26 protein-coding genes are annotated in these 21346 nt (G+C 32.2%); 20 read left to right on the top strand and 6 right to left on the bottom strand.

Annotated features, from left to right (window positions below):
- The first annotated feature begins 373 nt into the window (after positions 1-373).
- From BUR17_RS03660 to BUR17_RS03630, 7 genes are all read left to right on the top strand, one after another.
- A complete protein-coding gene (locus tag BUR17_RS03660; protein ID WP_074228886.1) occupies positions 374-997 on the top strand; it encodes a TetR/AcrR family transcriptional regulator in 624 nt (207 codons plus the stop codon).
- Between the two features lie 88 nt (positions 998-1085).
- A complete protein-coding gene (gene dnaX, locus BUR17_RS03655; protein ID WP_074228884.1) occupies positions 1086-2171 on the top strand; it encodes a DNA polymerase III subunit gamma/tau in 1086 nt (361 codons plus the stop codon).
- A gap of 74 nt (positions 2172-2245) precedes the next feature.
- Positions 2246-2791: a hypothetical protein gene (locus tag BUR17_RS20955; protein WP_228418608.1), complete on the top strand. Its 546-nt coding sequence runs from the start codon at positions 2246-2248 to the stop codon at positions 2789-2791.
- A 353-nt stretch (positions 2792-3144) separates the two neighbouring features.
- Positions 3145-4224, top strand: a complete 1080-nt coding sequence (locus tag BUR17_RS03645; protein ID WP_074228882.1) for a chorismate mutase — start codon at positions 3145-3147, stop codon at positions 4222-4224.
- 107 nt (positions 4225-4331) lie between these two features.
- Entirely contained in the window at positions 4332-5258 is a 927-nt protein-coding gene (rsgA, locus tag BUR17_RS03640; RefSeq protein ID WP_074228880.1) for a ribosome small subunit-dependent GTPase A, read from the top strand.
- Positions 5259-5592: 334 nt separating this feature from the next.
- On the top strand, positions 5593-6009 hold the full coding sequence (locus BUR17_RS03635; protein WP_074228878.1) for a nucleoside-diphosphate kinase: 417 nt from the start codon (positions 5593-5595) through the stop codon (positions 6007-6009).
- Between the two features lie 509 nt (positions 6010-6518).
- Entirely contained in the window at positions 6519-7151 is a 633-nt protein-coding gene (locus tag BUR17_RS03630; protein ID WP_074228875.1) for a DUF4082 domain-containing protein, read from the top strand.
- Between the two features lie 74 nt (positions 7152-7225).
- Here BUR17_RS03630 and rpe read toward each other — a convergent pair whose 3' ends face one another.
- Together rpe and chrP are read right to left on the bottom strand one after the other, a co-directional pair.
- Positions 7226-7876 (bottom strand): ribulose-phosphate 3-epimerase, encoded by a 651-nt coding sequence (rpe, locus tag BUR17_RS03625; protein ID WP_074228872.1) that lies wholly within the window; start codon positions 7874-7876, stop codon positions 7226-7228.
- Positions 7877-7976: 100 nt separating this feature from the next.
- Positions 7977-9053, bottom strand: a complete 1077-nt coding sequence (chrP, locus tag BUR17_RS03620; RefSeq protein ID WP_074228870.1) for a chryseobasin maturation metalloprotease ChrP — start codon at positions 9051-9053, stop codon at positions 7977-7979.
- A 52-nt stretch (positions 9054-9105) separates the two neighbouring features.
- Here chrP and BUR17_RS03615 point away from each other — a divergent pair, with 52 nt between their 5' ends.
- Entirely contained in the window at positions 9106-9813 is a 708-nt protein-coding gene (locus BUR17_RS03615) for a DUF4294 domain-containing protein (RefSeq protein WP_074228868.1), read from the top strand.
- A gap of 22 nt (positions 9814-9835) precedes the next feature.
- Here BUR17_RS03615 and BUR17_RS03610 read toward each other — a convergent pair whose 3' ends face one another.
- Both BUR17_RS03610 and mnmD read right to left on the bottom strand, forming a co-directional pair.
- Complete coding sequence (locus BUR17_RS03610; RefSeq protein ID WP_074228866.1) at positions 9836-10252, bottom strand: NUDIX domain-containing protein; 417 nt, start codon at positions 10250-10252, stop codon at positions 9836-9838.
- Positions 10253-10378: 126 nt separating this feature from the next.
- Positions 10379-11053 carry a tRNA (5-methylaminomethyl-2-thiouridine)(34)-methyltransferase MnmD gene (gene mnmD, locus BUR17_RS03605; protein WP_074230213.1) on the bottom strand — a complete coding sequence of 225 codons (675 nt, stop codon included), beginning with the start codon at positions 11051-11053 and terminating at the stop codon, positions 10379-10381.
- 84 nt (positions 11054-11137) lie between these two features.
- Here mnmD and BUR17_RS03600 point away from each other — a divergent pair, with 84 nt between their 5' ends.
- The 6 genes from BUR17_RS03600 (at position 11138) to BUR17_RS20945 (ending at position 15304) form a co-directional block, all read left to right on the top strand.
- Positions 11138-12208, top strand: coding sequence for a branched-chain amino acid aminotransferase (locus tag BUR17_RS03600; protein WP_074228864.1), 1071 nt, complete (start codon positions 11138-11140; stop codon positions 12206-12208).
- Positions 12209-12418: 210 nt separating this feature from the next.
- The gene (locus BUR17_RS03595; protein ID WP_074230212.1) at positions 12419-12928 is read left to right on the top strand and encodes an FKBP-type peptidyl-prolyl cis-trans isomerase; all 510 of its coding nucleotides are present in this window, start codon (positions 12419-12421) and stop codon (positions 12926-12928) included.
- Positions 12929-13007: 79 nt separating this feature from the next.
- Positions 13008-14012: a peptidylprolyl isomerase gene (locus BUR17_RS03590; protein WP_143747559.1), complete on the top strand. Its 1005-nt coding sequence runs from the start codon at positions 13008-13010 to the stop codon at positions 14010-14012.
- Positions 14013-14085: 73 nt separating this feature from the next.
- Entirely contained in the window at positions 14086-14661 is a 576-nt protein-coding gene (locus tag BUR17_RS03585) for a hypothetical protein (RefSeq protein ID WP_074228861.1), read from the top strand.
- A 72-nt stretch (positions 14662-14733) separates the two neighbouring features.
- Complete coding sequence (locus tag BUR17_RS20950) at positions 14734-15024, top strand: hypothetical protein (protein WP_228418606.1); 291 nt, start codon at positions 14734-14736, stop codon at positions 15022-15024.
- A complete protein-coding gene (locus BUR17_RS20945) occupies positions 15005-15304 on the top strand; it encodes a hypothetical protein (RefSeq protein WP_228418603.1) in 300 nt (99 codons plus the stop codon). The genes BUR17_RS20950 and BUR17_RS20945 overlap by 20 nt, the downstream gene beginning before the upstream one ends.
- A gap of 31 nt (positions 15305-15335) precedes the next feature.
- On the opposite strand, the gene BUR17_RS03575 is transcribed toward BUR17_RS20945, so the two are convergent.
- Both BUR17_RS03575 and BUR17_RS03570 read right to left on the bottom strand, forming a co-directional pair.
- Positions 15336-15620, bottom strand: coding sequence for a type II toxin-antitoxin system RelE/ParE family toxin (locus BUR17_RS03575; protein ID WP_074228859.1), 285 nt, complete (start codon positions 15618-15620; stop codon positions 15336-15338).
- A complete protein-coding gene (locus BUR17_RS03570) occupies positions 15602-15844 on the bottom strand; it encodes a hypothetical protein (protein WP_185116680.1) in 243 nt (80 codons plus the stop codon). Before BUR17_RS03570 ends, BUR17_RS03575 begins: the two co-directional genes overlap by 19 nt.
- A gap of 329 nt (positions 15845-16173) precedes the next feature.
- Between BUR17_RS03570 and BUR17_RS03565 the strand changes: the two genes are divergently transcribed.
- The 6 genes from BUR17_RS03565 to BUR17_RS03540 all read left to right on the top strand — a co-directional run bounded on the left by BUR17_RS03565 (position 16174) and on the right by BUR17_RS03540 (position 21289).
- Entirely contained in the window at positions 16174-17010 is an 837-nt protein-coding gene (locus tag BUR17_RS03565) for a 1,4-dihydroxy-2-naphthoyl-CoA synthase (RefSeq protein ID WP_066677606.1), read from the top strand.
- Positions 17011-17085: 75 nt separating this feature from the next.
- The gene (locus BUR17_RS03560; RefSeq protein ID WP_074228855.1) at positions 17086-17724 is read left to right on the top strand and encodes a hypothetical protein; all 639 of its coding nucleotides are present in this window, start codon (positions 17086-17088) and stop codon (positions 17722-17724) included.
- Between the two features lie 81 nt (positions 17725-17805).
- On the top strand, positions 17806-18351 hold the full coding sequence (locus BUR17_RS03555; protein ID WP_074228853.1) for a PH domain-containing protein: 546 nt from the start codon (positions 17806-17808) through the stop codon (positions 18349-18351).
- Positions 18335-19828 carry a PH domain-containing protein gene (locus tag BUR17_RS03550; protein WP_074228851.1) on the top strand — a complete coding sequence of 498 codons (1494 nt, stop codon included), beginning with the start codon at positions 18335-18337 and terminating at the stop codon, positions 19826-19828. Before BUR17_RS03555 ends, BUR17_RS03550 begins: the two co-directional genes overlap by 17 nt.
- 73 nt (positions 19829-19901) lie before the next feature.
- Positions 19902-20831, top strand: a complete 930-nt coding sequence (menA, locus tag BUR17_RS03545) for a 1,4-dihydroxy-2-naphthoate octaprenyltransferase (RefSeq protein ID WP_074228849.1) — start codon at positions 19902-19904, stop codon at positions 20829-20831.
- A gap of 11 nt (positions 20832-20842) precedes the next feature.
- On the top strand, positions 20843-21289 hold the full coding sequence (locus tag BUR17_RS03540; protein WP_074228847.1) for an SRPBCC family protein: 447 nt from the start codon (positions 20843-20845) through the stop codon (positions 21287-21289).
- Positions 21290-21346 lie beyond the last annotated feature (57 nt).

Here is a 21346-nt window from a genome sequence, read left to right as displayed (position 1 = left end):
TATCATTTATCATATAATAGCTTTATTGTGATTGTTATTTTTAAATGCTTTTATTTTTAATTATATTTTACTCATAATTTATTTTGTGTAAATATTTCTTATTTTTTTATGATAATTAATTGATTTGTATGTAGTATTTTTGCACTCTTTATTTGAAAAAAAATTAAAGAATAAAATAAATTGTTTCCTTTTTTTACATTGCAAAACCGGATGATGAAAAAAATCGTAGTTAATTAAAATATATCTTATACAATTCTCACTCAAGAGATGTATATTTGTGAATAGACTTGATAAATCTTTTATAAATAAAACATTAGATATTGTGTAAGATTTTTAAATATTAAATAATTGCTTTTAGCAAAAAATAGAAACGATGCCCAGAAAAGTTGTACAAGGTCCTATTAGAGACAAAGAAAAAACAAAACAAAAACTACTGAATGCAGTAGGAAAGATTTTGAAAACGAAAGGATATTCAGGATTAATGGTAAGCAAGATTGCTGCTGTTGCCGGTTTTGACAAAAAACTGATCTATGAATATTTCGGAAGTACAGACAAATTAATTGATGAATACATCAGATCTCAGGATTACTGGAGTAAATTTGAGTTAGGAGAAGACGTCGATTTGTCTGATGGAGGAAGAGAAATGTCTAAATTGGCAATTCTTAACCAGTTTGAAAACCTGAAGAAAAATAAAGAGCTTCAAAAGATTTTAGTTTGGGAAATGTCTGAAAGCAGACCTATTCTTAAAAAACTTTTGGATCAGAGAGAAGAAGTAGGTGAAGAGCTTTTCAAGAATATTACAGATCCTCATTTCGGAGATAAAGCAGAAGAATACAGAGCGATTACTGCAATTTTGGTAGCCGGAATTTACCATTTGAATCTTTATACCGGTCACAACGGAGTTACTTTCTGCGGAATAGAGATGAAGACTGAGGAAGGAAGAAAGAAAATTGAAAAAGCATTGGTAGACATTATCGACTTCGCTTACAATAAATAATAATTTCTTGCCCAAATGTAAAACGTAGTTTTCTAAAATTTGAAAGCTAAAATTTTCAAATTAAAACTATATTTCTTACTTTTGGGCAATGGAAAATTTTATCGTATCTGCAAGAAAATACCGTCCTCAACAGTTTGACACCGTTGTTGGGCAATCTCATATTACAGATACTTTAGAACACGCCATTGAAGAAAACCAGTTGGCGCAGGCATTATTGTTTTGCGGACCGCGTGGTGTTGGTAAAACTACTTGCGCCAGAATTCTGGCAAGAAAAATAAACGAAAAAGACGGATCTGTCTCTGAAGATGGTTTTGCTTATAATATTTATGAGCTCGATGCAGCATCCAATAACTCTGTTGATGATATTCGTGAGTTGATTGATCAGGTGCGTTTTGCACCTCAGGTTGGTCAGTACAAAGTGTATATTATTGATGAGGTTCACATGTTGTCTTCAGCTGCATTTAATGCTTTTCTTAAAACTCTAGAAGAGCCTCCTGCTCATGCTATTTTTATCTTGGCGACAACCGAAAAGCATAAAATTATTCCAACAATTTTATCACGTTGTCAGATTTATGATTTCAAGAGAATCACAATTCTTGATATTCAGAGTCATTTAAGAGGGATTGCAGAAAAAGAAAATGTAAAGTATGAAGACGATGCATTGTATTTGATTGCTCAAAAAGCAGACGGTGCATTAAGAGATGCGCTTTCAATTTTTGACAGACTTTCTACTTTTTCTCAAAAAAATATTACTCTTGCAAAGGCAGCTGAAGTTCTCAATATTTTAGATTACGATCAATATCTGAAAATTGTTGATCTGGCTAAAGAAAATAAAATTCCGGAAATTCTTTTTGCTTTTAATGAAATTGTAAAAAAAGGTTTTGATCCGCATCTATTTATTGCCGGACTTGGAAACCATTTCCGCGATTTGATGATGGCTCAAAATTCTTCAACAATAGATTTAATTGAAGTAGGAGAGCAGACTAAAATAAAATTTGTTGACCAGGGACAAAAATGGAGTCCTCAAAATCTCATCGACGGAATTGAAATCTGTAATCACGCAGATATCAATTATAAGAATTCAAAAAATCCTAGACTTACTGTAGAAATTGCTTTGATGCAATTATCGTCTCTTTCAGCCACTGGCGAAATAGCTAAAAAAAAAAGTTCTTAATACTGGCTCCGTTTCTTAACGAGAAACAGGAAATAAAATTACCGACTCAAGTTCAGGAAAAGAAAGTAGAAGATGTGCAAGTTCAGGTTAAAACAACTGAGCCAGAACAAATTTCACAACCTGTTACTAAGCCTTTAAAGCCTTTATCAAAACCAAATATTTCTTCCGGATTTAGCATTAATTCTTTTCTTAATAAAGAAGAAAAAGCTGATGAAAAAGAAAAACCTGCGATTGTAAATACAGGAAATCTTCCAGAGCATCATTTCACAGATACGGATATTCAGACAGAATGGACGATACTTTTAAAAACTCTCCGCACTAAAGATCCTGTAGTTTTTAATGCCATTAAAGCTTTTAAACTGGCGAAAATTGACGAAAAAACCATTGAGATTTCTTACCCATCAGATTCTGCCAAAGGGGAGTTTGACAAAATAAGCATTGAGTTTTTCAATCATTTTAAACATAAAGTAAATAATCACTCCATCGTTTTCGAATTTAAAAAAGATCATGAGAATTTAAAGATAGAAATCATGACAACTAAGAAAATCTTTGAGAAATTTGTGGAAATGAATCCTTTATTAAAAGATTTAGATGATTTAATGAAGTTTGATTTGTCATAATTTTTTATATATTTGCTAAATATTTACAAAACAAAAGATAAATTATAGTATAAAAGTGGAACATTCTAAAATTCCATATACCTCTGGTTTTGCTACAAAAATCAATACTATACCTGCTTATTTCTTAAGCAGCTATCTTTCTTTTGACGCTTTTTATTATAGAAATTTTAGAAGTTATTATCGATTTTATTGGTATAGCTAATTAATTTCTTTCTTAAAAAAATATAAGGACTCACTTTTAGATTCCTGATTTCACAACAATTTTTGAACGACATTTTTTTGAAAGAATTATAAATAAACTTTATAATAGATATACTATTGACTCTAATTTAAAAATATAAATTTACAACAATATGAACTTAAGAGATTTGGAAAACAACTGGATTAACCAGTTCCAACAGCCACTCATTATCGCAGGACCTTGTAGTGCAGAAAGCGAACAGCAAATGCTGGAAACTGCCAAAAGAATTAAAGAAACTAATGCACAAGTTCCTATTTTCCGTGCAGGAATCTGGAAGCCAAGAACGAAACCTAATGGTTTTGAGGGAGTTGGTGTGATTGGTTTAAACTGGCTAAAAAAAGTAAAGGAAGAATATGGCTTCAAAACTGCAACAGAAGTTGCCAATGCTCATCACGTAGATGCCGCGTTGAAAGCAGATGTTGATATTCTATGGATCGGTGCACGTTCTACAGTAAATCCTTTCACAGTTCAGGAGATTGCGGAAGCTTTAAAAGGGACTGAAAAAATAGTTTTGGTAAAAAATCCTGTAAATCCTGATTTAGCTTTATGGATTGGTGCTTTGGAAAGACTTTTAGGACAGGGTATTAAAAACCTGGGAGCGATTCACAGAGGATTTTCTACGTACCAAAAAACTAAATACAGAAATAATCCAAACTGGCAGATTGCTTTAGACTTCAAAAGTCAGTTTCCAAATATTCCAATTTTGATCGATCCTTCACATATTTGTGGAAATCGTACCGGATTAGCGGGAATTACTCAGGAAGCCTTAAATGTAGGTTACCAAGGTGCTATTATTGAATCACATTGTAACCCTGATGAAGCATGGAGCGATGCTTCGCAACAGATTACTCCTGAAGTTTTGGGTGAGATGATTTCTAATCTTAAAGTTAGAAGTACAGGTTTAGCTGGTTTTGATGATGAAATGGGAAGACACAGAACTTTAATTTCTGATCTGGATTTTCAAGTAATCGAATTGCTTTCTCAAAGAATGAAAATTTCTGCAAAAATCGGTAAGTTGAAGAAGGAAAATGATATTGCTATTTTTCAGCCGGATCGTTGGAAAGTAATTACTGAATATGCTGCACAAAAAGCAACAGAAACAGGAATGTCTCAGGATTTTATTGAAAAAGTATTCAAAGCGATTCACGAAGAATCTATTGAAGTTCAAAACAATATTATGATTAATAGATAAATTGGTTTTAAAAAAGATGATAGGATTTAGAATTTATATTTAAGCAAATCTGATATAAACTAAATCCTGTTATCTAAAACCTAATTCCTTATCTTTGCAGTTATCGTATGAAAGGAAAAATCATTAAATCTACAGGAAGCTGGTATCAGGTTTTGGAAACAGAAACCGGAAAAATTTTTGAAGCGAGAATCCGTGGAAAATTTAAATTAATAAAAACCAGACTTACCAATCCCTTAGCTGTTGGTGATTTTGTCGAATTTCAGCTGGAGCAGGATGATATTGCTTGGATCACAAAAATAGAACCACGCAGAAATTATCTGATCCGAAAATCTGTAAATCTTTCAAAAGAAGCACATATTATTGCGTCGAATATTGATTTGGCGTGTTTCATTTTTACATTAAAGCATCCTGAAACATCTCTAGGTTTTCTTGACCGGTTTCTTGCTTGCTGTGAAGCTTATAATATAAAACCTCTTATTCTGTTTAACAAAATGGACGTTTTGTCTGAAGAAGAATCTGAGATTGTAAAAGACATTGAATTTCTATACAACGAAATTGGATATGAAACATTGGAGATTTCTTCTTATTCTAAACTTAATTTGGATGATTTGGTTGAAATACTAAAAGATAAAACTTCAGTATTTTTTGGCCACTCAGGTTGCGGAAAATCTACATTGGTCAATGCAATGCAGCCAAATCTTAATTTAAGAACTTCTGAAATTTCTGATACTCATTTAAAAGGAAAACATACCACAACTTTTGCCCAGATGCATTTTTGGGATTTTGGCGGAAACGTTATCGATACTCCAGGTGTACGTGAATTTGCCATGATTGATATTGAGAAAGAAGAAGTACAACATTACTTTCCTGAAATATTCAAAAAAAGGGAAGAGTGTAAATATCACAACTGCATGCATGTGAATGAACCAAAATGTGCAGTTCTAGAATCTTTAGAGACTGGTGAAATCCAACCTACAAGATATTCTACCTATGTCAAGCTTATGGACGAGGCAGAAGAAAACACTCGTATATAAGTAATTTCTTATCTTATTTTCTACGTTTAATTTATTGCTTTGATTGATTTTGAAGCAAAAGATTATTATGTATGATTGTGAATGATTGTGTTATTGTGAATTTTGCAAATAATTCGGTTGTTTTTTGTGAATAAAAAAACCCAGCCGAAGCTGGGTAAAAACTAATAACCATGAAAACTCAAATTAAACATGAGAATCGAATTAGTAATTACAATTACTGTGCCAAAAATGATTTTAAAATTTCTTAATAAAAGTTATTTTATGTTAAAATTAAATTAAAACTATATTTTGGATATTTTTTGTAATTTTGCGCCATTAAAAAAAATATACAGTTATGTCAAACATTACATTTACAATGATTAAGCCAGATGCAGTTGCTGACGGTCATATTGGAGCTATTTTAGGAAAGATTTCAGAAGGAGGTTTTAAGATCAAAGCTTTGAAATTAACTCAACTTACTGTTGCTGATGCAAAAAAATTCTACGAAGTACATGCAGAAAGACCTTTTTACGGAGAATTGGTTGATTTTATGAGCTCAGGTCCAATCGTTGCTGCGGTTTTAGAAAAAGATAATGCAGTGGAAGATTTCAGAACTTTAATCGGTGCTACAAATCCTGCTGAAGCAGCTGAAGGAACTATCAGAAAAATGTTTGCTAGAAGCATCGGAGAGAATGCTGTGCATGGTTCTGACTCTAACGAGAATGCTTTAATTGAAGCTCAATTTCATTTTTCAGGAAGAGAGATTTTTTAATTAAAATCCCATAAATAAAAAATCCGGAAATTATTCCGGATTTTTTTTGTGCTAATATTTTTTTTATTAATTATCTGCCATTTCGTCCTAAAAAAATATAATTTAAAAATTTGATTTTTATAAAAAATATTATTTAAATTAAATCTAATTAACTTTTTGGTGATTGAAAGTATTATAATCAAAAGTCTAATATGGTTGAATTAAAAATTAAAATAAAGATTTATTTATTGAAATTTCAGTGTTTTTACGGATAGGATGATGTTTTTTATTTTACCATCTTTATGTCATTAAAAAAAAGGTAATCGGTTTCACTAAATCGAAACAAAAAAAGAGAAAAACTAATAACCATATAATTCCTCAATGTAATGAGAAGAAAGGCAGTTGATAAAACTGCCTTTTTTTATTTGTACATTATTAAGGTAAATGCCTCTGTTAGAAAGAGTGTTTTTCCTGATAGTTCAAAAAGGTATTATTTTGAAATTTGCTTCATAATATTTAAATAAAAAATTATGAAAAATCTAAGTTTCCTTTTTGAGAAAAAATATGTATCAATAAAAAATGTATTGATGATATTACCTTTAATGATTGTATTTTCTTCTTTGAGCTGCAGTAAAGATGAAGATGATAATCAACCGCCGGCTGCAATTGTGTATAATGAAGAAAATCCTTTAGATAAATATCATAATCTAGCAGGTTTTACAACAACATCTAATTTTGTGAATTCTGGGAATTATGAATTTGGTCTTACATTTTCTCCAAATGTAAAAGGTAAAATAAATGCTTTGGTCGTAAAATTGCCTGATTTGAATCCGAATTTAAAAATAACGATCTGGGATTTTGATACAAAAACGGTGTTAAGAACTGAAATGGTAAATGTTGCTACAGCCAATACCGTTGTTGTAAAAAGTATTCCTGAAATGATGCTTGAAAAAGACAAAAAATATGTTATTACGATGAACTCTAACGATTGGTATAAAAGGAATAAAGCGGATAACAGTAATGCAGTCTATCCAATTACTGCGGGAAATATAAAAGTTTGGGAATATCGATGGGTAGGAGGCTCTTCTCAAGTTTTTCCAACCAATATTTCTCTGGATTATAATGGTGGAGATTTAAGTTTTAATTTTCAGCAAGTTGATTAAATAACCACAATATAATTTAAAAAAAAGGCTGTTTCATTTATTATGAAATAGCCTTTTGTATTTAGTTTGAATTCTTAAACCTTTAAAAGCTCAATGGTTCTTTCAGGATTTTCTGTAGAGAAAACTGCGTTTCCGGCAACTAAAACATCGGCACCCGCCTCAAATAACTTAGATGCATTATCTAGATTTACTCCACCATCAACCTGAATAAGCGCTGTAGAATTATTGCTTAAAATAAGATCTTTAGTCTCAGCAATTTTCTTGTAAGTGTTTTCAATGAATTTTTGTCCGCCAAAACCTGGGTTTACACTCATTAATAATACCAAATCTACATCAGAAATAATATCTTCCAACATCAAAACCGGAGTAGAAGGATTTAATACAACTCCTGCTTTTGCACCTTTGCTTTGGATTAAATTAATTGTTCTATGAAGATGTGTACAAGCTTCGTAATGTACAGAAACCAAATCTGCCCCGTAATCGATAAATTCTTCAACATATTTTTCAGGTTCTACAATCATCAAATGTACATCAACAAATTTCTTTGCGTGTTGTTGGATTGTTTTCATCACCGGAAAACCGAAAGAAATATTAGGAACAAATCTTCCGTCCATTACATCAACATGTAACCAGTCGGCTTGAGAATTGTTCAGCATTTCAATGTCTCTTTGCAGATTTCCAAAGTCTGCAGATAAAAGGGAAGGAGCAATAAGCTTCGTTTTCATTTTTACTTTACTTAGATATTAGATATATTAGAAGTTAGATATTAGAAATCAACCATTAGTTTTTAAACTAACTTCTAAGATCTAATATCTAACTTCTTTTTTAATGATATTTCAATTTCATTTCCGGTTTTATCTTAAGAAGTGTTTCGTAAATCAACTGAATGACATTTCCGACATCTTCTTTAGAGACCATTTCTACTGTTGTATGCATGTAGCGCAAAGGTAAGGAAATCAAAGCACTTGGTACACCGCCGTTAGAATGAGCGAAAGCATCTGTATCTGTGCCTGTTGCTCTGCTTGCTGCTGCTCTTTGAAAAGGTATTTTTTTAGTTTTTGCGGTATCAATGATTAATTCTCTAATCGTGTGATGTACACTTGGAGCGAAAAATACAACCGGACCATCGCCGCATTTTTGATCGCCTTCTTTTTTCTTTTCAATCATTGGTGTTGTTGTGTCATGGGTGACATCTGTAACAATTGCGATATTAGGTTTAATCGTATCTGCAATCATATCTGCACCGTAAAGACCAACTTCTTCCTGTACCGAATTCGTAATATATAAACCGAAAGGAATTTGTTTTTTATTTTCCTTTAAAAGCCTTGCAACTTCCGCAATCATAAATCCGCCGATTCTGTTATCTAAAGCTCTGCAAACAAAATAACGGTCGTTCATTTCAAAAAATTCATCAGGATATGTAATCATACATCCTACAAAAATTCCTAAATCCTCAACCTCTTGTTTTGAGATTGCTCCACAGTCTATAAAAATATTGTCGATTTTTGGAGTGGGTTCATTTTGATTGGCGCTTCTTGTGTGAATTGCAGGCCATCCGAAAACTCCTTTTACAATTCCTTTTTCACCATGAATATGAACAACTTTAGAAGGTGCTATAGTTTGGTCTGAACCTCCGTTTCTGATTACATAAATTAATCCGTCATCCGTAATGTAATTAACATACCATGAAATTTCGTCGGCGTGCGCTTCAATAACTACTTTGAATTCTGCTTCAGGATTGATGATTCCGTATGCGGTTCCGTAATGGTCAACTTCTACTTTGTCTACATATGGACTGATATAATCCATCCAAACTTTTTGTCCGTGATGTTCATAACCTGTTGGTGATGAAGTGTTTAAATATTTCTCTAAAAATTTCAAAGATTTCTTTTCGAATTTCATATAAAGGGAATGATTTTTGTTGTCAAATTTTGTTATAATACGTGTAAAAATAATGAAATTTCATAAAATTGCCTGCCTTTTTCTCCTGTTTTTTGTGATTGGTGTTTCTGGGCAGCAGAAAGATTCTATAAATATCAAGCCTCTCAGTCAATATCCACCGGAACAATTGAAAACCGATGAATTTGGTAATAAATATTATTATGATGAAAGGCAAAAAGCTAAATTCTACGAAATCAACGGTGAAACTGTCGTGGTGATGGATGAATTAGTTCTTTTAAATAAGCCTAAATTTAATAATCAACTCGATAAAAATTATTACTTCTTTTTAAATAAAAAATTATACCGTGTTTATCCTTTGTTTTTAACTGCATTGCAACAATACAGAGATATTCAGGGGGAAATGAACAATCTTGACAGTGCAGCCAAAAGAAAATATGTAAGAGACAGACAAAATATGTTGGCTGATCAGTACGAAAAGCAGTTGAGAGATTTAACAACAACAGAAGGTCAGGTTTTTGCCAAATTAATGAACAGAGCAACCGGAAAAAACGTTTATGAAATCATTAGAGAATTGCGCGGCGGATGGAGTGCATTTTGGTGGAATGTAAAAGGGAAAATGGCAGATATTGATTTGAAAGAGCCTTACAATCCTCACAAGAATAGAACGGATGAGTTTTTAGAATCGCTATTGCAGTCCAATTGGAATTCCGGTTATTTGCAACCATATCCCGGAGCAAAAGATTTTAAAGTATCTAGATAAATAAAAAATTCCTGTAAATTATTTACAGGAATTTTTCTTTCAGCTTATCGAAAACGATTTTATCAATAGGCAGACTAAAAGGATTCTCGGTTGAGTCAATAGAAATCCAGTCTATTTTTTCAATGCAGGGATCAAGAATAATAAAATCTTCTTCATTAATTATGTTTACCATATAATATATAGTAAGAAGCTGCTCGTTTTCTTTGAAACGGGAAACCAAGAAATCTTCCTGGGTATAAAGATGCTCTACAATTTCTATATTTACATTTAGTTCTTCTTCAAACTCACGCTTCAGGCAATCTGTCAATCCTTCTCCGTATTCTAATCCACCGCCGGGAAATTTCATTAAAGGTTCACCTGCATATTCTTCAAAAAGCGTAAGAACTTTTTTGTCTTTTACAACGCATGCATAAACTCTTATATTAATATTGTCAATCATAGATAGTATTTTGCTTAGCTAAAATAGGGAAAATATTGATAAGATGGAAGCTGGAAGTTTGAAGTGGGGTGATATTTGTGATTAAATTCACGTTAAACTTCCACCATCAAACATCCAGCTTTCAGCCTATAACTTTATGGCATTAATCATTTCTCTTTTTCCGGGAGGACCTTGTTTTTTTTCAACTTTAAAATTAAGGTCTTGTAAAATCCTTCTTACACTTCCTTTAGAAGAGTAGGTTGTTAACAGTCCGTTTACGTTCATTTTATCAGAAACCATTTCAAATAAAGGCATTTCCCAAAGATCTGGCTGCACTCTTGCTCCGAAGCAATCGTAATAGACAAGGTTAATTTTCGGTAAATCAATGTTTTTAAGATCAAAAAAATCGCATTGAATCTTATATAAATGAAAACCTGGAATAATTTCTACTGATTTTTCCCATTCAGATTGATGAATTTTTTGATAAATATTTTTTAATTCAACGTTATCAAAATGCTCAAAGTAGGCTAAGTTTTCAATTTCAGACTCGTTTATTGGATATTTTTCGAGGGTAAAATAGTTGATGATATGATTTTTGTCAGTTTTTAAATATTCATTAATTGTTACCAAAACATTCAAACCTGTTCCAAAACCGAGTTCTAAAATGTTAATTTCGTAATCATTTATTAAGTTTAATCCATTTTTAATAAATACATGTTCGGCTTCCTGAAGAGCTCCGTGATGAGAGTGGTAGTTTTCGTTTAATTCACTGATAAACAGTGTTTTACTACCGTCGTTTGTGGTCTTTATTTCTCTTTCCAAAGTAATTTTTTTCAAATTTAATCTAAAATTTTTATATTTGGAAAATTATGTTAAATTTGTAGAACATCATAAAAATTTTAAGAAATGATAATTCAAAAAACAGAAAACTCTAGAATTTCTACTTTCGATCCTAATAATTTTTCTTTTGGAGGTACTTTCAGTGATCACATGATTATCTGCGAGTATGAGAACGGAAAATGGGGCGAGGTAAAATTGGTTCCTTATGGTCCATTATTGTTTACGCCTGCTATGATGGGAGTGAATTATGGGCAAGCTTGTTTTGAAGGTATGAAAGCCTACAAAGATAAAGACGGACAGGTTTTCCTTTTCAGGCCAGAAAAGAATTTTGAGCGTATCAATAAATCTGCAGCTCGTTTGGCAATGCCTCAGGTTACAGAAGAAATCTTTTTGGATGGTTTGAAAGCTTTAATCGATATTGATAGAGAATGGGTTCCGCAAGGAGAAGGTAATTCTTTATATATCAGACCATTAATTTTCGCTACTGAAGAAGCTTTAAAAGCAAGAGTAGCTAATAAATATATGTTTGCAATTGTAGCTACACCGGCAAAAATGTATTATACAGAACCTGTGTCTGTAAAAATTTCAGATCATTATTCTAGAGCGGCAAGTGGTGGTGTTGGTTCTGCTAAAGCTGCAGGAAACTATGCTGCTTCTTTCTACCCAACTCAATTGGCAATGGAAGAAGGGTATGATCAGATTATCTGGACTGATGATGCTACTCACGAATATTTCGAAGAAAGTGGAACAATGAATGTTTTCGTAAGAATCAACGATACTATTTATACGCCACCTACTTCTGAGAAAATTTTGGATGGTGTTACAAGAGATAGTTTCATTCAATTGGCTAAGAAAAGAGGTTTTGAAATAAAAGTAGAGCCTATTAAAGTAAAAGATGTTGTGGAAGCTCAGAAAAACGGAACTTTGAAAGAAGTTTGGGGAGTAGGAACTGCGGTTGTTACAACTGTTTTCCAGGCTTTAGGATATAATGGTGAAAAACTTGAATTGCCTAGACTTTCAGACGAAGAAAGTTTTGCAGTAATCCTTAAAAATGATTTAGTAGATTTACAAAATAACCTTACAGAAGATCCTTTCGGATGGAGAGTTTTGGTTGATCATGCACTAGAAACTGTTTAATTTTAGAATTAAATATCAATACAAAGTCAGGAATTATTTCCTGGCTTTTTTTGTTTAAAATTGTAATACGAAATGGTAATTGATTTTAATATTAAATTAAAACTATCATTAACAATCTTAGTCTCTTAATGAAATTTCAGTAGTTTCTAAATATAAATTCACCAAGTTTTGTAATTGATTCCCGAAATGCTTATTTTCGCAAAAGTTTTTATGAAAAAATTAGTCTTTATATCTCTTCTTAGCTTATTGAGCTGCAAAAGAAATAACCCGGTGCATCCACCGGTTGGTGGTGTTTTGAGCCAAAATGATCTGGATGTTTCTAAAAACCGTATGAAAAATCTGAATACGGTGGAAAGGCAGCAAATTCAGGATTGGATTACAAGTCAAAATATAAAATTCTTTCCAACACAACTGAATTATTGGACGACGGTCGATGGTTTTGATAAGCGGGAAAGAAGACCTGATGAATCTACAGTTTCGTATTCGTACGATCTTTATGATTTTGACCAGACTAAAATTTATGATAAATCTATAAGCAGAAACGATGCAAGATTCGGACATTTTGATGAGCTTAAAGCTGTTGAAAATGCTCTTCGATACATGCAGAACGGGGAAGAAGTAACGCTTCTTGTACCATCATCATTAGCTTACGGAACTTACGGTGACGAAAATAAAATTGATAACGATATTCCTTTAATTATAAAATTAAAAGTACTGTAAAATGAAATTCTTAAACAAAAATATAATCTTAGCAGCGGCAAGCGTTTCGCTTTTAAGCTGTACTCCAATTTATAAAAAGATGAACGTAGACAAAGAAACTTACGAAGGGCTTAAAGACGGACTTTATGCTAATATTCAAACTACAAAAGGTAACCTTATTGTAAAATTTGAAGACAAAAAATCACCGGTAACTGTGGCTAACTTTGTTGGTCTTGCAGAAGGGAAAATCGATAATAAAGCGAAAGCGAAAGGAGTTCCTTTTTATGACGGAACAATCTTCCACAGAGTAATTAAAGATTTCATGATTCAGGGAGGTGATCCTCAAGGAACAGGAATGGGAGATCCTGGATACAAATTTGAAGACGAGAAAAACGACCTTAAACACACAGGAAAAGGTATTCTTTCGATGGCTAATTCAGGACCAAACACAAACGGTTCTCAGTTCTTCATTACTGAAGTGGCTACACCTTGGTTAGACGGAAGGCACACTATCTTTGGTGAAGTTGTAAAAGGAACTGAAACTATCGATGCAATTGCTACGGTTGAAAAAGGAGCTCAGGATAAACCAAAAACAGACATCGTTCTTGAAAAAGTAAGCATTTTCAGCAAAGGAGATGAGTATAAAGGATATGATGCTGCAAAAACTTTCAACGAAGGAAAAGGTAAAATCGCTGCAAATAACAAAGCTATGGCTGAAAAAGCTGAAGCTGAAGCTAAGAAAGCTTTGGAAGATTTAAAAGCTGGAATGCAGGTAACTGAATCTGGTCTTTACTATAAAATTACTAAAAAGACTGAAGGAAAAGCTGCTAAAGCTGGTGACAATGTACAAGTGCATTACGCAGGTAAATTGACTAACGGAACTGAATTCGACTCTTCATTCAAAAGAAATGAACCTCTTGAATTCCCTGTAGGAACAGGTAGAGTAATCAAAGGATGGGATGAAGGAATTTTGTTATTGAAAGAAGGTGAAACAGCTACTTTATTGATTCCACCAGCAATGGGTTACGGGGAAAGAGGTGCAGGAGGAGTTATTCCGCCAAATGCATGGTTAATCTTCGATGTAGAATTGGTAAAAGTTCCTTAATCGGAAATTTTTAAATATATTTGAAAGCCGTCTCGAAAGAGATGGCTTTTATAATTTTAAATAAAATCATTTCATGAAAACTAAATTAATTACAGCGCTGTTTATTTTTGTTTCTCTGTTTTCTTTTGCTCAAACAAAAGTAAATACAGACGATCAGGCAATCAGAAAATCGATGGTTTATTTTGCCAATACAATTAAGTATAAAAAGCTAGACCAGACTGTTGATGCTATTTATCCAAAATTCTTCACGATTGTCAATAAGGAGAAGTTCACGCAAATGCTGAACATGACCTACAATAATCCTTTTGTGAAAATAGATGTTCTGGATATGAAATTTATTTCGGTAGGAAAACCCGAGCTAGTTGAAGGCGAAAATTTTTCAATTACAAGCTATTACTTAAAATTAAAAGCGGATGTAAGTTCGATGAATGAAGAAATGAAAAAATCTATTTCAGAGATGCTTACCAAAAAATATGGACAGGGAACTGTAGAATATCTTGCTAAAGAAGGCGCTTATATTATTAACGCACCGATGAAAATGGTTGCCGTTTCAAAAGATAAGAAAAACTGGAAAGTGGTTTTTGCAGATAAAGAATATAAAAAACAACTGACGAAAGTTCTGCCAAAAAAGATTTTGGATAAGTTGTGAAAATGTAAAAGCCGATTCGTGAGAGTCGGCTTTTTTATTACTTTTGTGTTCAAAAAAAACTAATTTTTTAAGATGAAAAATAAATTCATTACAATATTATTTGTTCTTATATCTATACTTTCTTTCGCTCAAGCTAAAGGAAGCTCTGAGGAAATTCAGATAAAAAAATCTCTTACTTATTTTGTCAATAGTATTAAGGCTAAAAAGATGAACCAAGCTGTAGATTGTATTTATCCAAAATATTTTACGGTAATTTCTAAAGAACAGATGACGCAAATTCTGGAAATGACTTACAATAATTCACTTCTGAAAATTAATATACAGGATTTAAGTTTTGGAGTAATTGAGAAACCAGAATTTTGATGGGGAGTATTTTTCTATTACAAACTATGGTTTAAAACTACAATGTGATATCAGTTCGATGAATGATGAGACGCAAAATAAAATTGAAACGGCTATAAAGGCTAAATATGTACAAGATAATGTGCAATTATTGAAAAAAGGAGTTTATGTTATTAATGCCAAAATGAGAGCATGTGCAATTTCAACAGATAAAAAATATTGGAAGTTTTTAATTCTTGAAAAACATTATAAGCCCCAATTAGTGAGAATTTTACCAAAAAAGATTTTAGATAAAATATAATTGAAAAAGCCGATTCGTGAGAGCTGGCTTTTTATTTTGTGTTGCGTCTACCATCCCAAACAGATTGTATGATGATTTCTTTTTCGTTGAACTCATAAAAAATTAAATAGTTTCTAACAATGATAACTCTTGTTTTTTCATCACTAGTTTTTCTACCGAGATTTGGATAAATACAGATTTGCTTTAAAGATTCAACAAAAAACAAATTCAATTTTTTACTGAATGTTGCTGATTTATTTTTATCAATCCAATATTCTAAAATTTCTTTACGTTCAATATTGGCTTTTTTAGTCCAGATTATTTTTTGTTGAGCCATTGGTCAATTTCATTATTAGCATCTTCTTCAGTTAATATCTGAGCATTTTTATATTCATTACGAGCTTCTTCAATTCTGCTTTTTTGGGGTTGATTAAGTTCATATACTTTTTCATCAAGTTCAAAATCCAGCAATTTTTTAATCTCTTTAATAATTCTGGCATCATCCAATATTGATATTCTATTGATCAAATCAAGTTTCATTTGTAATTCAGAAGTACTCATTTTCAAAATCTTTTATTCAAATTTACATATTTAGATTTTAAATTACTCAGGCTTTTGAACACAAAAAATGAACGCTATTGAGATCTTTATTCTGCTTCACTTTATTCTAAATAAAAAACTTATTCTCGCTTTGTCATTCCGCAGTAATCTAAACAGAAAAATAAACTCACTACATTCTTACGAAATGAAAAACTTTATGGCAAAGAAATAATTCCTTTAAAATTTCGCATCAAATTACTTATTACCAATTAATCATTATTCATATTTCAAGAATGACTATCATAAAAATCTCTCCCTAATTCCGTATATTTGGGGAAAATTTTTACAAAATGATCGAGTGGAAAACCGTAAAGGAATACGAAGATATTACTTATAAAAAATGCAACGGGGTGGCAAGAATTGCCTTCAACAGACCAGAAATCCGTAATGCTTTCAGACCAAAAACAACTTCGGAATTGTATGATGCTTTTTATGATGCATCAGAAGATCCGTCAATTGGCGTGGTTTTGCTTTCAGGGGAAGGGCCAAGTTCTAAAGATGGAGTTTGGGCTTTCTGTAGCGGAGGCGACCAAAAAGCAAGAGGTCAGCAAGGTTATGTAGGCGAAGATGGAAGACACCGTTTGAATATTCTTGAAGTTCAAAGACTGATCCGTTTTATGCCAAAAGCTGTGATTGCGGTTGTTCCGGGTTGGGCAGTTGGTGGTGGTCACTCGCTTCATGTAGTTTGTGATTTAACTTTAGCAAGTAAAGAACACGCAATTTTCAAGCAAACTGACGCTGACGTAACTAGCTTTGACGGTGGTTACGGTTCTGCTTATTTAGCGAAAATGGTTGGACAGAAAAAAGCGCGTGAGATTTTCTTTTTAGGAAGAAATTATAATGCACAGGAAGCTTTCGACATGGGAATGGTGAATGCTGTAATTCCTCATGACGAGCTTGAAGATACTGCTTACGAATGGGCGCAGGAAATTTTAGCTAAATCTCCAATGTCAATCAGAATGTTGAAGTTTGCAATGAACCTTACAGACGACGGAATGGTTGGTCAACAGGTTTTTGCGGGTGAAGCAACCCGTTTGGCGTACATGACTGAAGAAGCAAAAGAAGGTAGAAATGCTTTCCTTGAAAAGAGAAAACCAGACTTTGGTAAAGATCAGTGGATTTCTTAAAATATAAATAATAGGTAATGAGTGATTTCATTACCTATTATTTTGTAATTTAGGGAAGTTCTAAATTCAATAGAAATGAGAAAGCATAAAAAAATATATTATGTTGCCGGAATTATCAGTGCACTTTTAGTTCCTCTTTTGTTTCTGTACTATGCGACGCCTGTTTACGATCAAATGAATAGGAGAGCGATAGATATTGGACTTCCTTATAAAGCTAAAAAAGGAGAAAAAGTTCCTGAATTTGCGAAGATTCCTATTGATGGCTGGAATTACAAAACAATTAATGTAAAGCCGGGTTTTGACGAAAAAACTGAAGAAAATTTCATTAAAGAGATCAATCAGTTAAAAGAAAATGATATTGACAAAACCGGGGTACGATTTCAGCTTTCTGATAAAAATATTTACGCAGATATTATTGGCTTACTCAATATTATGTTGAAAACCAAACAGGAAAGGTACGGTCTTGATATGGATGAAACCAATAGTTTATATGTTCTTTACAAAAAAAATGATTATCAAATGTTTTCTGGTATAGATGGTAATGGAGGTTGTGGATTTGGTTATTTTGATGCAGATGAATATAAATTTTCAAAAGCTAACTTCTGGGACAAACTTATTCACTATTCTCCCAAAGAATCTTATTATTTAATTTTTGCTTTTCTAATGCTGATTTACTGCGCTATGCTCAGACCTAAACTGAGTTTTAAAATTTAATTTATTCTTTCGGATGATTTTGCAGACAATAAATAATAAGAATCTGCTTTATCTGGAAAATCTGCGAGAGATCTTTATAATATGGAACAAAACTTTCAAAACCCACAGATTTTAGATTTCGAAATTCCTGATTTCGAGGATTTAAAACTGATGGCGGTTTCACCAAAATACCTTAAAATTATTTTATTTAATCTGGGTTTATTCTCTGCTTTTCTAATCGGAGCAGTTGCTGTAGCTTTTTATTTTTTTTATTTCAATTTGAGCATGATTCAGATTTGGGCGATTGTCATTGGAATTTTTCTGATGATCGTTTTTCTTTTTCTGAATGCGCTGATTGGTTTTAAATTCAGAAAATATGCAGTTCGTGAAAAAGATTTGGTATATCAATTTGGTTGGTTGAAACGAAGCGTAATTATTGTTCCATTCAACAGGATTCAGCACATCAAAGTAGAGCAGGGCTGGTTTTCTAAAATATTGGGCTTGAAATCGGTTTCTGTTTTTACGGCTGGAGTTAGCGGTGGAGATGTTACTGTAAACGGTCTTCCTGAAGATATTGCAGAAGGAATTAATCATCACATCAGAGGAACAATTTCGAAAGAAAAAACAGAAGATGGAGGAGAAGCTTAATTCTTTTTTTCAGCCTCAAAGACAGTCAAAAACGGGTATCGTATTGCTTTTTCTGTACAATATCGGAATGGTGATTAAAAACTTATGGGTTTTTGTTATCCTTTTTTTTGTCAGAAAAGATAAAATAGAACCTTGGATTATTGTTCTTGCCATAATTGCCGGACTCTTAATTCTCATTATTTCTGCGGTGTTGCAATACTATCATTTCAAATATTATATTGATGAAGAAAACGAGGAATTTGTTATTCATGAAGGAATCATCAATACATCGGTAACTAAGATTAAAAAAGAAAATATTCAGGAAGTGAATATTTCGCAACCTTTTGTTCATCGTTTTTTCAATATCTACAAACTCGAAATCGATACTCCCGGAAGTTCAGAAAAAGAAGTCAAAATTTCGGCATTGACGAAACAGAATGCAATTGACCTTAAAAAATATCTTTTAACAGAAACTCAGCTCGAAAATACTTTAATAAAGGATGTTGAAAATAACGAGAATCAAGAAGTTGAAAAACTTCGTTCAATCAAAATTTCTACGCTCAGTATTTTAAAATATGGCATTACGGCAAATTATATTCAAAGTTTTTTTGCACTGGTCAGTTTACTGATTTATGGATTTTCTGAGCTGACTAATTTGCTTAAAAAAGTAGAATTTGATACGCCATTAGATTACGATACTCTAGAATCGCAGTTTTTGGCATTTTCTATTCCTGTTATTCTTGGAATTGTTGTGGTTGTCATTATTGTAGGAATTCTGATCAATACGGTTCGTACGTTGATTAAATTTTTCAACTTTAAGATCAGCGAAAATAACCAGAGTTTTTCTTTTGAGTATGGATTGTTCAATACCCGAAATTCAATTGTCAACAAATCAAAAGTTCAGGTAATTACTGAAACACAGAACTGGATCCAGAAGAAAATGAAAATTTCTTTTGTGAAATTTCTTCAGATCGGAAAAAATGAAGAAGATGAAAAAAAAGTTGCGGCCGTTCCCGGAATTAATAATACAGAAAAAGCTAAACTGATTTCAACAATTTGGAAAGAAAATCCTGTTTTTGAAAATGAGTTAAAACCTAATTTCAGATTAATTATCGTCCATACTTTTCAATGGATTGCTTTTCCTTTGTTTCTTGTTTTCTTTATTGAAAAAGAATTATTCATAAATTATTGGTTTTTAGCACTTATCTATGTTGTTCTAGCGGAATTGTTTATTCTGATTTCTTTTAGAAATTTAAAATTGTTTTACAGCGAAAGATTCATAAGATTAAAATCAGGAATTTGGGATATCGATAACCGAACTTTTGAGGTAGAAAAGCTTCAAACTGTGAAAATTTCTCAGTATTTTTGGCAAAGAAAAACAAACTTAGGAAGTATCACTTTTTATACCTCTGCAGGACGCTTCAAGATCGTTGCTTTAAACTTTACAAAGCTTAAAAAACTGTTGAATTACTGCATTTATAAAATAGAAACAAATTAATATTAATAATTAGCAATAAGTAATCAGTAATTTTTAAAATTACCTATTGCCCATTACTCATTACTTATAAATTATGACTGATTGGATAAAAGCCGCAAGGTTGAGAACATTACCGCTTTCTTTAAGCGGAATTATTATGGGGTCTTTCATTGCAAAATGGAGACTTAATGAAGATGGAGGAATTTGGGACTGGAAAATCTTTGCTTTGGCGCTTTTGGTGACTTTGCTGTATCAGGTTTTATCAAATTATGCCAATGATTACGGAGATGGTGTAAAAGGAACCGATGCCAAAAGAATTGGTGAAGCAGAAGCCAGAGCAGTTGCATCGGGAAGAATTACTGCACAACAGATGAAAAATGCTGTGATTTTGTTCTCTGTTCTATCTTTCGTAGCGACAGTTGCGCTTTTATATTTGGCTTTTATTCCTGAGTTTATGAATGAATTTTATATTTTCATCGGATTGGGAGTGGCGAGTATTTTGGCAGCAATTGGTTATACAGTTGGTAAAAAACCTTACGGATATATGGGATTGGGCGATGTTTTCGTATTTATATTCTTTGGTTTGGTTTCAGTTTGCGGAAGTTATTTTCTGTTTACAAAAACTTTTTCTTGGGATATTCTTTTACCGGGAACGGCAATAGGAATGATGAGTATGGCAGTTTTGAATCTGAATAATATGCGTGACATTGAAAGCGACAGATTATCAGGGAAAAACAGTCTTGCTTTGAGAATTGGTTTTAGAAATGCAATGATTTACGAAATGGTTTTATTGCAGCTTCCATTGATTTTGATTCTTGTATTTTTAGGGATTAACAATTTTATTCAGATGCAAAATTATTACGTGTTTATTGTAATGATTTTGTTGATTCCTGTTGCGAAACTGAGAAGAAGCATCATGGCAGTGAAAGAACCAAAACAACTCGATCCGTTTTTGAAACAGGTAGGAATTCTTACTTTGATGATGGCGGTTTTAACGGCTGTAGGTCTTAATTATTTTAGCTAAAATTTTCTGTTATGGAATCTAAAATATTTGTTCAGGCTCAAATGCTTATCAGAAAACCAATTCAAGAGGTTTTTGAAGCGTTTATTAATCCAGAAATAACCACCAATTTTTGGTTTACAAAATCTACCGGCAAGCTGGAAGAAGGTAAAACTATTATTTGGGAATGGGAAATGTACAATGCGAAATCTGAAGTAAAGGTTCTCCAGATTATTCCAAATCAATTGATAAAAACAGAGTGGGGATTGTTTTCCAACAATGTAGATTACGAGTTTAAGGAAATGGAAAAAGGAACTTTAGTCATTATTAAAAGTTATGGGTATTCTGAAAAAGGAGACGAACTTTTATCTGTAATTAATGATAATACAGGCGGTTTTACAACCGTTTTAGATGGTTGTAAAGCATACTTAGAACATGGAATTAATTTGAAATTAATTGAAGATAAATTTCCTTCGAAATAATTTGAACAAACACAAATAACACTGATTTTTTTCACGAATAACACTATTAAAATTAGT

The organism is Chryseobacterium scophthalmum (assembly GCF_900143185.1).
Lineage (GTDB): Bacteria > Bacteroidota > Bacteroidia > Flavobacteriales > Weeksellaceae > Chryseobacterium > Chryseobacterium scophthalmum.
This window is presented reverse-complemented; position numbering and strand designations above follow the sequence as displayed.